The sequence below is a fragment of the Candidatus Endomicrobiellum pyrsonymphae genome (genome assembly GCF_020328025.1).
Lineage (GTDB): Bacteria > Elusimicrobiota > Endomicrobiia > Endomicrobiales > Endomicrobiaceae > Endomicrobiellum > Endomicrobiellum pyrsonymphae.
The window spans coordinates 1-14,330 of record NZ_JAIXMZ010000028.1 but is presented as its reverse complement, the minus strand read 5'-3'; the positions used below and the strand labels follow the sequence as shown (position 1 = coordinate 14,330).

General features: G+C 36.1%; 17 protein-coding genes. 4 read left to right on the top strand and 13 right to left on the bottom strand.

All coding sequences use genetic code 11. From position 1 onward, the window contains the following. Positions 1-223, top strand: a 223-nt coding sequence (locus LE180_RS03525; protein ID WP_374134095.1) for a hypothetical protein, incomplete at its 5' end; no start/stop codon positions are given. Positions 224-772: 549 nt separating this feature from the next. On the opposite strand, the gene LE180_RS03520 is transcribed toward LE180_RS03525, so the two are convergent. The 13 genes from LE180_RS03520 to LE180_RS03460 form a co-directional block, all read right to left on the bottom strand. Then, a complete protein-coding gene (locus LE180_RS03520) occupies positions 773-2,029 on the bottom strand; it encodes a saccharopine dehydrogenase family protein (RefSeq protein ID WP_374134094.1) in 1,257 nt (418 codons plus the stop codon). 18 nt (positions 2,030-2,047) lie between these two features. Next, positions 2,048-2,449, bottom strand: a complete 402-nt coding sequence (locus LE180_RS03515; RefSeq protein WP_374134093.1) for a hypothetical protein — start codon at positions 2,447-2,449, stop codon at positions 2,048-2,050. 208 nt (positions 2,450-2,657) lie between these two features. Further along, positions 2,658-3,770 carry a carboxynorspermidine decarboxylase gene (gene nspC / locus LE180_RS03510; protein ID WP_374134092.1) on the bottom strand — a complete coding sequence of 371 codons (1,113 nt, stop codon included), beginning with the start codon at positions 3,768-3,770 and terminating at the stop codon, positions 2,658-2,660. Between the two features lie 283 nt (positions 3,771-4,053). Then, positions 4,054-4,194: a hypothetical protein gene (locus tag LE180_RS03505; protein ID WP_374134091.1), complete on the bottom strand. Its 141-nt coding sequence runs from the start codon at positions 4,192-4,194 to the stop codon at positions 4,054-4,056. Positions 4,195-4,256: 62 nt separating this feature from the next. Next, complete coding sequence (locus LE180_RS03500; RefSeq protein WP_374134090.1) at positions 4,257-5,447, bottom strand: cysteine desulfurase family protein; 1,191 nt, start codon at positions 5,445-5,447, stop codon at positions 4,257-4,259. Between the two features lie 18 nt (positions 5,448-5,465). Continuing rightward, positions 5,466-6,428: an endolytic transglycosylase MltG gene (mltG, locus tag LE180_RS03495; RefSeq protein WP_374134089.1), complete on the bottom strand. Its 963-nt coding sequence runs from the start codon at positions 6,426-6,428 to the stop codon at positions 5,466-5,468. Then, positions 6,410-6,901, bottom strand: coding sequence for an NYN domain-containing protein (locus LE180_RS03490; RefSeq protein WP_374134088.1), 492 nt, complete (start codon positions 6,899-6,901; stop codon positions 6,410-6,412). The genes mltG and LE180_RS03490 overlap by 19 nt, the downstream gene beginning before the upstream one ends. A gap of 203 nt (positions 6,902-7,104) precedes the next feature. Further along, positions 7,105-7,521 carry a Holliday junction resolvase RuvX gene (gene ruvX, locus LE180_RS03485; protein ID WP_374134087.1) on the bottom strand — a complete coding sequence of 139 codons (417 nt, stop codon included), beginning with the start codon at positions 7,519-7,521 and terminating at the stop codon, positions 7,105-7,107. Positions 7,522-7,631: 110 nt separating this feature from the next. Continuing rightward, entirely contained in the window at positions 7,632-8,075 is a 444-nt protein-coding gene (locus LE180_RS03480) for a hypothetical protein (RefSeq protein ID WP_374134086.1), read from the bottom strand. Between the two features lie 13 nt (positions 8,076-8,088). Then, positions 8,089-8,457: a hypothetical protein gene (locus LE180_RS03475; protein WP_374134085.1), complete on the bottom strand. Its 369-nt coding sequence runs from the start codon at positions 8,455-8,457 to the stop codon at positions 8,089-8,091. A gap of 164 nt (positions 8,458-8,621) precedes the next feature. After that, the gene (locus tag LE180_RS03470) at positions 8,622-10,625 is read right to left on the bottom strand and encodes a [FeFe] hydrogenase, group A (protein ID WP_374134084.1); all 2,004 of its coding nucleotides are present in this window, start codon (positions 10,623-10,625) and stop codon (positions 8,622-8,624) included. 8 nt (positions 10,626-10,633) lie between these two features. Then, positions 10,634-12,505, bottom strand: a complete 1,872-nt coding sequence (locus LE180_RS03465) for an NADH-ubiquinone oxidoreductase-F iron-sulfur binding region domain-containing protein (RefSeq protein ID WP_374134083.1) — start codon at positions 12,503-12,505, stop codon at positions 10,634-10,636. Further along, entirely contained in the window at positions 12,502-12,993 is a 492-nt protein-coding gene (locus LE180_RS03460; protein ID WP_374134082.1) for an NAD(P)H-dependent oxidoreductase subunit E, read from the bottom strand. Before LE180_RS03460 ends, LE180_RS03465 begins: the two co-directional genes overlap by 4 nt. Positions 12,994-13,267: 274 nt before the next feature. Here LE180_RS03460 and LE180_RS03455 point away from each other — a divergent pair, with 274 nt between their 5' ends. The 3 genes from LE180_RS03455 (at position 13,268) to LE180_RS03445 (ending at position 14,300) form a co-directional block, all read left to right on the top strand. After that, positions 13,268-13,408 (top strand): hypothetical protein, encoded by a 141-nt coding sequence (locus LE180_RS03455; RefSeq protein ID WP_374134081.1) that lies wholly within the window; start codon positions 13,268-13,270, stop codon positions 13,406-13,408. A 67-nt stretch (positions 13,409-13,475) separates the two neighbouring features. Continuing rightward, positions 13,476-13,763 (top strand): DNA adenine methylase, encoded by a 288-nt coding sequence (locus LE180_RS03450; protein ID WP_374134080.1) that lies wholly within the window; start codon positions 13,476-13,478, stop codon positions 13,761-13,763. A gap of 150 nt (positions 13,764-13,913) precedes the next feature. After that, positions 13,914-14,300 (top strand): hypothetical protein, encoded by a 387-nt coding sequence (locus tag LE180_RS03445; RefSeq protein WP_374134079.1) that lies wholly within the window; start codon positions 13,914-13,916, stop codon positions 14,298-14,300. Positions 14,301-14,330: the final 30 nt, after the last annotated feature.

Sequence of the window (14,330 nt, the reverse complement as noted above, 5' to 3'; positions counted from 1 at the left end):
GCGTAGTTTCAAGAGGATGATAAGCGTAGTTGTAGTGTTTAGTTTGGTGTTGAGTTCATGCGGAGGAAACACTACAACTACGCTTATCATCCTCTTGAAATTAATCACTCTAATACCTTTTCGTTTTTATAGTTCAAACTCTTTAAACCCTTCTTATTCTGAAGAACAAAATAAGAAGGGTTTAAAGAGTTTGAACTATAAAAACGAAAAGGTATTAGAGTGATTAATTTCAAGAGGATGATAAGCGTAGTTGTAGTGTTTAGTTTGGTGTTGAGTTCATGCGGAGGAAACACTACAACTACGCTTATCATCCTCTTGAAATTAATCACTCTAATACCTTTTCGTTTTTATAGTTCAAACTCTTTAAACCCTTCTTATTTTGTTCTTCAGAATCTAAACTCTATTTTCGTACTCTTTTAAATAATCAATCACAACTGTTGTCATTATACAAATTTAATCCCTTATTTTTTCAATCCATTACTTTTAACATTTCAACCTTGAAAATTATACAATCAAAACAATCAAAATTCAATCAAAGATTAGTGGTACTCTCTTGCTTGTCACAATACTCTTCTAAGTCTTCCCTGCAGTTTATTCGCCCACTGCAATAATCATCATCAGTCGACAGCACAGCCAACACCGCTCTTGATAACAACGAAGAGAATATACAATTTTTCTGCTCAACTGCTACTCAACTGCTGATTATGAAAGAATGCCTTCTTCTTAAAAATTCTTTTTCTTCGTCAGATAATTTAAACCCTTTAATCTTAACCTATTTCTTTGAATGTTTTGAAGGTTTTTTAGAATAGCTCACTTTTATTGTTTCGGTTGGAAGACCAATGTCTTTTAATAAATCAAGAAATGGATCAGGATTAAGCTCTTCAACGTTTACCATTTTTTTTGCATCCCAATCCCCCCCCCTAGCAACTAAAATAGCGGCTGCAACAGCAGGAACACCCGCTGTGTAACTGATGGCTTGAGATTCAACTTCTTCATAACAGGCTTTGTGATCGCATACGTTATACAGAAAAAGCTCTTTTCTCCGCCCGTTTTTCATACCCATTATCAAATCGCCTATGCAGGTATTGCCCGTATAATTTGGAGCGAGAGTTTTAGGATCAGGAAGGCAGGCTTTTACAACTTTCAGAGGCACTACTTCACAACCTTCAGCTGTTTTTACAGGTTTCTCTGACAGAAGTCCTATGTTTTTAAGGACATTGAAGCAATTTATATAATGGTCGCTAAATCCCATCCAAAATCTTATTGAATTCGCATCAATATTTTTTGAAAGAGAATGAATTTCATCATGACCGGTCAAGTATATAGTCTGTTTACCAACTACAGGAAAATCATGCACTTTCTTTTCTGAATGAATCGGTTTACAAACCCACTGCTTATTTACCCACGTCCAAACTTTTAAAAATTCTCTAAAATTGATTTCAGGATCAAAATTTGTGGCAAAATACTTACCATGATTGCCTGCATTTACGTCCATGATATCTATTGTATCTATCGTATCAAAGAAATGCTTTTTTGCATACGCTGCGTAAGCGTTTACAACACCCGGATCAAATCCTGCGCCTAAAATCGCTGTTATACCTTTTTCCTTACAACGACCTTCACGTTTCCACTCATAGTTTGCATACCACGGCGGATTCTCGCATACTTTATGCGGTTCTTCATGAATAGCAGTATCTATGTATGCGGAACCGGATTCTATGCAAGCTTCTAAAATTGACATATTGCAGAAAGCCGAAGCTAAATTTACGGTAATGGAAATCTTAAGATATTTCATTAACTTTACCAACTCAGGAACGTTTAAAGCATCTACCTGCGTGGCTTGTATTTTTTTTGAAGGATCTTTATAATTTTTCTTGCGTTCTATGCTTTCCAATATTTCCTGACAACTATCAAGCGAACGCGAAGCTAAATAAACATTTCCAAATAAATCATTGTTTTGCGCAAACTTATGAGCAGCAACATGCCCCACGCCACCCGCGCCAACAAGAAGCAAGTTCTTTTTTTCCATTTCGTATAAATCCATCCTTTATTTGAGGGGGTTATTTTTCACAAATTCAGGGCAATCACCCTTAGAGTAACAGTTATTACACTGATTACACTTATTGAAATTGTCTGCGGCTTCTTTTTTTGCTTTTGCTCCTCCTTTAACCTTGTCAGGTTGAGTACACAATCCACCGGGCTTGATATTGTTGCGCAGATGTTTCTGATTGCCCTTGCTATCTTTTTTGATAAAGCCCCGCCCATCACAGTCCTGAAAAAATGATTTTTCTAGCTCTAGTTTCTCCTCGATATCTTGGGAACGACCTAAGCCATTCAATTTCTCCTCCGCGCATGAACACAACAGTAAACCAAACATTAAAACAACGCTTATTACTTTTCTATTATTCGCCATAGATAAAACCACCCCCCATTCATTCAAAAAATTCACTTAATTTTACGACCTATCGTCATGGCATTTCGTCCAACCAAGACAAAATTAGTTATTGTTGTTATAGTCCAAAAGCAACTATGCTCAAATACGCAAATGTAAATTTTTTGTGAACTATACCTACCGTACGTCGAACCTGATTCTTTTTATCACAGACCACTAAAATTAACATGTCGCACAAAATCTAGGATAAATTTACAGAATCATACTAGTTTTGTGACAAATCATTTAAAAAATCATTATACAAAAACTTCTTTACAATTTTCACTTTTCCATCAAGTCCCTTAACAACAATGGAAGGCATTTTAAGACCATTGAACCAATTTTTCTTAACCATCGTATATCCTGCCGCATCAGTGAAACGTATTATGGAACCAACTTTAAGTCTGTTTGCAAGTTTGTATTCTCCAAAAACATCGCCCGCAAGACACGACCTACCGGCAATTATGTATTCATTTTTTCCAGTTTTGGCATTAATTTTAGCAGGTATTTTGTATATCAACAAATCCAACATGTGCGACTCAATAGACGCATCAACAATAGCGATATCTTTTATGTTTTTGACCACATCTAAAACAGTTGTAACAAGTTCGCAACTTTGAGTAATTGCCGCTTCTCCCGGCTCTAAATAAATTTGAACATTATACTTTTCGCAGAAACTTTTTAGTTTTGCACAAAACTTATCCAACGGGTAGCCATCTTTTGTAAAATACAAGCCACCGCCAAGACTTACCCATTCAACTTTGTTCAGAATTTTTTTATATTTTTCAGATATTTCATCAAGCATGGCGCTGAAGGTTTTAAAATCGTCATTTTCGCAGTTATAATGAAACATTACGCCACTTATTCTACTTAAAACAGACATGATTTCCTTTTCAGAAGTTACGCCGAGTCTGGAATATTCTCTTGCAGGATTAGCTAGGTCAAAGTGAGAATAACTTATACCCGGATTTATTCTTAAGCCAATTTTTATGTGTTTTACTTTATTGTAAAATCTTTTAAATTGCGATACTGAGTTGAATATAATTTTATCTGAAATATGTCGAAGAGCTTCAACATCTTCTACGGAATAAGCGACGCTGAATGCATGCGTTTCTTTTCCAAATTTTTCATAACCAAGTTTTGCCTCATACAAAGAACTACTCGTTGTACCATCCATATATTTGCTCATCAAATCAAACACAGACCATGCAGAGAAGCATTTCAAAGCTAAAACTGATTTAGCTCCGCTGTGTTCTCTTACGTATTGAATCTTTTTTAAATTCTTTAACAACTTTTTCTCATCAATTAAATAATACGGCGTTTCTATTTCAGTATTCATTTTGTTTTATGTTCCACTATAATTTCAGCTCGATTTATCCTAATTTTATTATATGTTTTTACTATTACGACGCCATCAATACCCAACTGAGCGATGTCGCCACCCCTTTCAGTGGAAGGGGAATTTACTGCAACATCTTTATTCTTCCGTCGATATCACTCTGAGGAAGCCAAGCTCTCGTAGAACCTAACCGCCTCGATTAAAACGTTCGAAGACAGACCGCTAAAGGAGAACGATTTATTTTGGAGAAAAGTGAATAAAAAAGAAACTGCCACAATATTTGCTATTTCTCAATTTTATCTTTACTTCTTACAGGCTCTTGTTTTTGTTTATGTTGTCCTTTGGCAATAATATATACAAAGAAAACAACAAACAGCAACATAAATAAATAAGCCGGCCAATCTGATAGAAAATCAATATACATTTTTTCTCCCCGTTACAAACTGTAAAACACAACAAATGTTTTACTTATTTTATCATTTATTCTCAAACCTTTTTTTGCTTCCACGCGGGAGACATCAAACGCAAGCCGCTTACGACCTTTGGCAAAACTTCAAGCGTATAATCAACTTCTTCCTGCGTATTATTATGACCAAAAGAAAATCTGATTGCGCCTTGCGCAACAACATCGTCAACACCCATAGCTTTTAAAACATGCGACGGTCCATCTTCGCCGGAAGCGCACGCAGAACCCGTAGAAACAGCAATACCTCTCATATCAAGCATAAGGAGCAACGCTTCTCCTTCGATACAATTAAAACTTACGTTTAAAATATTATCAACAGCTTTATTACCGCTTCCGTTTATAGTTACTTCAGGAATTTTGTCGAGAATCCCTTTTTTAAGTTTTTCTCTCAAATTAAAAATGGTTTTATTATTTGCTTCAAGATTAACATTCGAAAGCTCAAGCGCTTTGGCAAGACCAACAATACAAGCAACATTTTCTGTACCTGGACGAAGACCTCCTTCATGATGTCCACCAAAAGTTATGGGAGATATATTTGTTCCTCCTCTAACATACAAAACACCTACGCCTTTGGGACCGTTAAATTTATGACCCGATATGGCAAGCAAATCAACGTCGAGTTTTTTAACATCTAGCCGAAGTTTTCCTGCAGACTGCACTGCATCCGTATGAAAATAAACTCTGTCTTTTCTTATTTCGTTGATTTTTTTTAGTTCAGCGGCAATTTCTGCTATGGGCTGCAACGCGCCAACTTCGTTATTGGCATGCATGATTGTTACAAGCAAAGTATCATCTTTTACCGACTTCTTAAAATCCTCTACTGAAACAACTCCGTCTTTATCTACATCAAGATAAGTTACTTCATAGCCGCTTTTTTCAAGATGTTTGCATGAATATAAAACCGCATGATGTTCTATTTTGCTTGTAATTATATGACCTTTTTTTTCATAAGCGTTTAATATGCCAAATATCGCAATATTATCGGATTCCGTACCGCAACCTGTAAAAAATATTTCTTCAGGACTTGCATTTAACAGGAGCGCAACTTTGGATCTTGCGTTATCGAGAGCCGACTTAGACTGTCTTCCAAAATGATGAAAACTTGAAGCATTCCCGTATACGCCAGAAAAATACGACTGCATTTCTTTTATAACTTCCATATCAACAGCCGTTGTAGCGCTGTTATCAAAATAAACTCTTTTCTGTTCCATAATAACTTCCTGATATAATCAATTTTTCTGTTCTTTTTTTTTCAAGTTTACTTTTTGCCTGTTTTGTTTATGCTCAACAAGATTTTTGGCAAATAAATGCCTGCCGTTACCGTCTGAAACAAAAAATAAACTTCTGGTACTTGTGGGATATAAAGCCGCCTTTATAGACTCAATCCCTGGGTTACATATAGGTCCTGGAGGAAGACCAAAATGTCTATAAGTGTTGTACGGTGAATCAAATTTTGTATCTTCAATAGTCAGCTTAGCTTTATTTACGCCCATAGCATACAAAACAGTGGCGCAAGATTGCAATCTAATACGTTTTTTAAGTCTGTTATAAAAAACTGCCGCTATCATTTGTCTTTCTTCGCGGGCTACGGTTTCTTTTTCAATAATTGATGCCATTATAACTATATCTTTAAACGCAACATTCATTTCTTTTGCTCTTTCGTACATTTCCGGCATAATCTTTTTATTAAACTCATCGCCCATCATTTTAATTATATCTTCTTCTGTTTCCCCCGGAACTACAAAATAAGTTTCAGGCATAAGATATCCTTCCAAATTTTTATCTTGCGCAATTTTAACAAATTTTTCTTTATCAATATCTATCGTTTGAGCCACAATATCAGCTACCTGCTTTATATTGTTTCCTTCGGGAACAGTAAACCGCAAGGTATTTTTAGAACCGTTTTTTAAATTCTTTAATATTTTAAACATACCGTCTTTTTTTGAAAAACTATAAACACCTGCTTTAAGTTTATTTTGCGATTTTGTAAGTTTTACAACTCCTAAAAATAAATCCTTAGAATGTATAAGCTTATTTCCTTTCAGTCTCATCGCAACAGACGTAAAACTATCGCCTTTTTTAACTTTTATTAAAATCTGCTCTGTATCAGTGGAAGAAAAAAAATGTATGCAGGCAACAATCAAAAAACATATTATCCCTGCTGATAAAACTGTTACTGTTTTTTTAGCCACAATTCTACCAACTCCTCATTTATCTGCTCAGTTTCACTTTTATCACAATGCTCCCATACTCTTTTAATATTTTTTTGTTTAAATTCTTTTGACAAAAATACCTCAACAGCCTCGTATTTTGCCCCGCTTGGGCTAATTCTGCGTCTTATACCTTTATCGTTTGTAATAATAGTTATCTCGTAAGGGTTTTGAGATTCGTCAACAATTTTTACAATAATATCATCTGCGGAAATAATACCACCGCTAAAAACGATTTCTATATCGCCCATACGATATTTATTATTATAATCGTTTGATTCATACGGATTTTTCGATTTGTAGTCGAAAACAATTGTAACAGAATTTTTTAAACCGCCATGAGGGCTATTAAATTGAATAAATTCAAGCAACTTGTTTCTTTTTCCCTCTAAAGTGGGAGACAGAAACATATCACTTGAATTTATTACATTATAACCATCTATTATGTATCGCATTCCAATGCCTCATTTGTCGTCATACCGAGCTAAGGAAAATATCCAAAATAGATTCCTCAAGCCTTCAGCTTTGAGACGACAGTCATGGCTGTCATGCTAGGTGAGCGAAGCGACTGAAGCATCCAAAAGCGTGGATTCTTCACTCCGTTCAGAATGACAACAACATGACAACAACGACATGTCTGTTGTAACTGCCTGCTTGACTATGAATGAGTATCCATATAAGTCTGTAAAATAAGCGACGCAGCTATTTTATCTTTAAGTCCTTTGCGTTTTTTTCTTGAAACATCGCCTTCGTTGATAAGCATTCTTTCCGCTTGAGCTGTAGTAAGTCTTTCGTCAATCATAGCTACTTCTACACTAGAAAGAGATTTTATTTCTTCAACAACTTTACGAACAATATATGCCATCTCGCCTTCCGTACCATTCATATTTATGGGCAGTCCAAAAACAATTACAGAAACATCGTTGTTTTTGGCAATTTCTAAAAGTCTTAAAGCATTTTTTTTCAAAGAAACGCTTTCAATTGTCTCAAAAGGACTAGACGTAATTTGCAACATATCAGTCATTGCAATACCTATTCTTTTTAAACCATAATCTATGCCCATCAATCTAGCCATTATTTTCTCCGCTATAATAGTCAAATCGCTTTAAATTGCGCTAGCGGTGTCTCTTGCATAGAACCTCACGCAAAACTATGCATGAAGTTCAAGAATTACGTTAAAAAATCTTATATTTTATAGCTCAAACTCAACTTAGTTGTTAACCCTGAAAAATCAACTTTTCTTTTCTGCCATATCTTCTTACCTTCAATCTCTGTTTCGGGCGTAAATCTATATCCTAAGTCAAGTCCAAGTCCCAATCTCTTTGTAAGCCAATACTGCGCTCCTATCGATATATCTGCCACAAAACAACCACCATCTATATCGAGAAAAGTCTTTTCTCTTCTTTCTCCTAGTTCGTCGCGCCAAACTTTTTTTGCTTTATGTTTAATTAAACCATAACCAAAAAACAATTTCCCGTTCAAACTAAATTTCTCGCTTATATTTCTATTGTAACTTCCGCCAAACATAATGGGGACCAACGAAAAATCAAAAGACACATTATCATCCGAGACATCATCACTAAACTTTCCTTTGGCTAGCAAAAAAGCCACTCTATGACCTATTTTCACGGTTCCATTAATGTCATAAAGATAATCTGCGCCTATTATAAACGCATCCTTTACTTTTGATAGGTTTGTGTTTGTAACTTCTAGGAACGCATCTTTTATTTCTGATAGGTTTGCCGTTTGTAACTTTTTTATAAGCGCATCTTTTACTTCTGATGGGCTTGCGTTTGCAACTTTTGTAAGCGCATCTTTTACTTCTGATAGGTTTGCCGTTTGTAACTTCTAGGTTTGCAGCCCCGTATCTAACGGAATCAATAGAATCATTGAAATTTTTCATATTTACCCGCGTATATCCACCCCATAAATATACTTGTCCTGTAGCAGACGCATTTGCTACTACAAAAACCGACAAAGCCAACACCAAAAACAAAACCTTCTTCATCATACCCCCATAATTTAATTCCATCTAACAACTCACGAAATTTACAAATCCACAACTAACAACTAAAATATTCTACTGTACAACGCCACGCCATGTAGCAAAAGTCAAACTAAATCGCAACCCAAAATATATATCTTTCATGCGTTCGTCGTGCAAATTATGATATCTTAATCTTTCTTCAGCTCGTCGAGTATTGCTTTCTCCACTGTTTCAGAAGTACAATGTTCTACGGTCTTACCTGCAACTTTTGTGTTTGGACCATTAGAACATTTTTCTAAACAAATAGACGCGGCTATATCCACTTTATTTTTGCATTTTTCGCTTTCTACAAAATTCACAATATGCTTTAAAATTTCTTTAGACCCTTTAGCCATACAGCTACTTCCAAAGCACACATTAACTTTAACGTTGCTATCATGCGCGGAATCAGAAAGTTCTACAGTTTCTTTAAATCTCTTCTTACACTTGTAACTTGTATGCAGATATTCGTGAGCTTTGCGACTACCCGGTTTATCAAGATGTTCTTTATACAACTTTTGAACGTACGGATTGTCCTGCGGATTGTGAAGTTCCATAATTTTATCATTCTCATACAAAACCTTAGTTCTTCTTCTTCTCGCAACTAAATCTGTATAAACTGGTTGTCCCGCTCCGCCAATGCATCCGCCGGGACATGCCATAACTTCTATAAAATCGTATCTTGTTTTATCCGTCTTAATATCTCTTAAAACTTTTCTAGCGTTTTTCAGTCCATAAACAACGGCAATCCTAAGCTCTCTGCCGCCAAGATTAATTTTTGCTTCTCTTAAACCGTTTTCTCCACGTACAAAATTAAATCGCTCGGCATCATCCACACCGTCCGACTTAGTATTTACAACATATCTCAAAACAGCTTCAGTTACTCCGCCTGAGTTGCCAAATATTACTCCACCGCCTGTTTTAAAACCCAAAGGCATATCAAATGCAGACGGTTTAATATCGCCAAAACGCAAACCAATCTCTTCAATCATCAGCGCAAGCTCTTGCGTTGTTAAAACATAGTCAATATCTACAACGCCGTCTTTAGCAAGCTGAGATCTTCTAGCTTCATATTTTTTTGCCGTGCATGGCATTACTGAAACAACAACCAAATTCTCTTTCGGAACTTCAAGAATTTCCGGCATAATTCTTCTTGCGACAGACCCGTACATTCCTTGAGGAGAACGACATGTCGAAAGATTTGGAAGAAATTCGGGATAATACTGCTCCACAAATTTTACCCACGCTGGGCAGCACGAGGTAAACATAGGAATAGTTCCATCATTTTTAATGCGCTCCAAAAATTCATTTGCCTCTTCGACTATTGTCATATCCGCTGAAAATGAAATATCAAAAACCTTTGAAAATCCCATAGACTTTAAAGCGGTCGCAATTTTACCTGCTGCCTCAGTTCCATTTTCACCAACAAACCCAAACACTTCGCCTATTGCCGCTCGCACAGCAGGCGCTATAGATATTATTACCTTTTTCTTAGTATCGCTTAAAGCTTTCCACACCGCGCTTACTTCAGACTTAGGCGCAATAGCGCCAGTAGGACAAACTCTTGAGCACTGACCGCAATAAACACATTCGGACAGTTCTAAATTTTTCCCAAAACTTGGACAAACAATGGAGTTTGGTCCGCGATTTGCAAACCCCAAAGCGCCTACACTCTGTATCTCATCGCAAAACCTTACGCAATCTCCGCAAAGAACGCATTTGCTCGGTTCTCTTACTAAGGCATATGTGGATACATCTTTAGGTTTTTTATGTATAACGTTTCTAAATCTTATTTCATCAATGCCAAGTCTTCTTGCTAATGTCTGAAGCTGACAAGTTCCGCTCTTTGCGCACGTAGTACATTCTCTGTCATGATTGGCAAGTAAAAGTTCAACTATAATTTTTCTCATCTCTATTATTTGTTCAGTATTTGTCCTGATTATCATTTCGGATTCAAGAGGAGTGGAACAAGCCGAAAGCATTCCCTTACCCTCAACTTCGACCATACAAAGTCTGCACGAACCATAAACGCTAAGTTCAGAATGATAACAAAATGTAGGCAACTCTATATTTTCTTTTCTTATAACTTCTAAAAGATTTTTCTCTTTATCAAATAAAACTTTTCTGCCGTTTATCGTTAAATATTTTTCCATAACTTTTATTAACCTCTCACAATGGCATTAAATTTACACGAAGCCATACAAACGCTACACTTTACACATTTTACGGTATCAATTACATGTCTATGCCCACGTTCACCGCTTATGGCCTTGACAGGACACCTCATTGAGCAAACCGTACATCCAACACATTTATCGCTTATCATGTAATTTATAAGACTTGTACATTCACCTACAGGGCATTTCTTTTCTTTAATGTGAGCATCGTATTCATCTCTGAAATATTTTAAAGTTGACAGAATCGGATTAGGAGCAGTTTTGCCAAGCGCGCACAGAGAACCTATTTGAACTGCTTTTGCAAGTTTTTCTAAAAGCGGAATAGTATTTTCATCAGCTCTACCATCAGTAATATCTGTAAGCATTAAAAGCATCTGTTTTGATCCCTCTCGACATAAAACGCATTTCCCACATGATTCATTTTGCATAAATTGCATAAAAAATTTTGAAACATTTACCATACAATTATGTTTACCCATCACCACAAGTCCGCCTGACCCCACCATAGCGCCGACTTTTTTCAAAGAATCAAAATCCAGAGGAAGGTCAAGATGTTCCCTGGTTAAGCAACCGCCCGAGGGTCCTCCTATCTGAACCGCTTTAAAATTTTCTTCTTTAACATTGCCTTTCTCATCCGTAACTCCGCCAGCAATATCAAATATTATATGTCTTAAAGTCGAGCCCATAGGGACTTCAATAAGTCCTGCGTTCAAAACATGTCCTGTTAATGCAAATGTTTTTGTACCTGGAGAAGATTCAGTGCCAATCTTTCTATAAGACTCTGCTCCGTAATTTATTATGGTAGGAATTGTAGCAAGCGTTTCGACATTATTTATCGTTGTGGGTTTTCCCCATAACCCGCTTTGAGCAGGATACGGCGGTCTTGGCGACGACATTCCTCTTTTACCTTCAATCGATGCTATTAACGCAGTTTCTTCGCCACATACAAAAGCGCCAGCCCCTTCCATAACATGAAGAGTAAAGTTGCAGCCTGAACCAAAAATATCATTCCCCAAAATCCCGATATCCGTCGCATCTTTTACAGCTTTTCTCATTCTCTCGACAGCAAGAGCATATTCTGTCCTCACATATACGTACCCTTCATCCGCTCCTATTGCCTTTGCCGCAATTATCATCCCTTCTATAACGCTATGAGGATTCCCTTCCATAACGCTTCTATCCATAAATGCTCCGGGGTCCCCCTCGTCGCCATTACAAATCATATATTTTTTTGAAGCAACTTGCTGCCTTGTCAAATGCCACTTTTTATACGTCGGGAAACCAGCGCCGCCACGCCCTCTTAAGCCTGATGTAAAAACAACATCGCATATTTCTTTATCAGTCATCTCTACACAAGCTTTTTTTGCAGCTCTGTACCCGCCGTCTGCGATATATTCTTGAATATTTTCAGGATCTATAACACCGCACTGTTTAAGAACCAACCTGTATTGTTTTTGATAAAAAGGAATTTCAGACTGTCCCTTACACACTTTACCGTTGTTGCTATAGCAAAGCCTATCTATAAGCTCATTATTTTTAACGCTTTTTTCAAGAATATCTTTTACATCGTCGATTTTAACTTTTGTATAAAGTATTCCTGACGGTAAAATATTTACAAGAGGACCGTTTTGGCAAAATCCCTGACAACCGCTTTTTGAAAAGAATGCTCCTTTATTTTCTTCTTTCAATTCAACATGCGCTTCTATGCCCAACTCTTTTGCTGTACTTACTAAACTTTTAAAAACTTTAAGAGAACCGTTAGCCACACAACCTGTACCAGCGCAAACAATAACTCTTTTGTATATGTTTTGTTCCGCTTTTCTAACCGATTGTGTGATATTTTCTAAATCTATCATTGTTTTGCCACCTCTTGCTTAAGCATGTTATCAATTAAATCAACAACTTTCTCAGGACTCATCTGCCCGTGAACTTCACCATCTATAACAAGAACCGGAGCAAGACCGCATGCGCCAAGACATGCCACAGTTTCAATTGTAAAAAGCATATCCTTAGTCGTTATTTCATTTTCTTTTAATTTAAGTTTCTTTTTTACTGCATTTATAATAGCGGCAGATTTTTTTACATGGCACGCCGTTCCATCACAAATTCTAATGATATGCTTGCCTTTGGGTATCAAAGTAAAATGCGCAAAGAAAGTTGCAACACCGTAAACTTTGGCTGGAGAAATGTTCAAAGATGATGAGATAAAAGTTAAAACCTCTTGTGGCAAATACCTGTACTCTTCCTGCACAGCTTGAAGAATAGGTATCAGTTTTGACTTGTCAAATTTATTTTCTTCTAGAACCCGGCATACTGTTTCAAATTTTTCATAGTTTGCCCCCATTCGCTTTACTCCTCTAAAAAGTTATAGTAAATATCAAACTTTACACAACACAACCGATTGTATTAATTTAACATATTTCAACTCTTTACTGCAAATTTTCAAATATTGTTTTATTGCGCTATTGTTTTACTCCACCTTCTCAAAAAAGTAGAATACAAACACTTCCTCTTTCGTCGTACTTTTTATATGATTTGATAGATAAAAGACAAAATTTTTTAGATTTTGTATAATTATCTTAGGCGTTATGAGTTTTTAAAGTTATCAATAAGATTGAATGAAGAAAATTCATTACCACAAAATAAATTCAATGCCAATAACAAAACCTAAAATCATTTTAAATAAAAATAAAACTTCTACCTTGGAATTAAAAAGAGAGTTGTTTTCTTTTTTTGCAAAAATACAAGATTCCAAATAAAAATATTGTATATTCTAAGAATAATGATTTTGAAAATATCCAATATTTCTATCGTGAAATTTAAGGTATGCTTTTTAATTTATATGGTCAAGAAACAACTTCTCAGCTACCATCTAAAAAGATATATGAAGATTATAAGTATATCTCAAGAATTAAAGAAAACCACTTTCAAGAATATAGTCGCGGGTATATTGGCAATAAACATAAATTATTATCGTGGATTTTTTCTATTATTACAAAAGAATGTTCGGGCAATTCTTTCGCAGATATTTTTTCAGGAACAGGGATAATAGCAGCAGAGGCAGGCAGAATCTATAAAAAAATTACCGTTAATGATTTGTCAAAAACTCTTTAATTTGGTATAAGTTGACCTTCTTATAAATGCAAAACAAAAAAAGTGGAAACAAAATAAAAGAGGGATTTCACGTGAAGCAATACATAGTCCACATTCCCCTAAAATCTAAATCTATCAAAACCGATAGATAAAAACAAAAGAGGAGATAGTATGATGACATTACGTTTAAGAAGATGTGTAAGCTTGTTTGTTTGCTTTTCTCTACTCGTTTCGGCATGCTCGTCCGATAAATCTAACAAAAATGGTAACAGCGTCAACAGAAATTCCGTTGTTGGTGGTGTGGATGGGAAGAAAGAAGAGAAAGTAGCGGCGGTTGTTGACGGACGGAGATGGTGGAAACCAACATGGGCTACTGGACCGACAGGACTAGGAGTTGGAACAGTAGCGGGAATAATAATGGCAAGACGTTTTAAAAAAGAAGGTGACGGTATAGGAACAAAATCACTGTTATTCGGAGCAGGCGTGCTACCTGTAATGGTAGCAGGAGAAGCAGCAAGAGCAGTGATTTTGTTCCTATACCGTCACCTTCTTTTTTAAAACGTCTTGCCATTATTATTCCCGCTACTG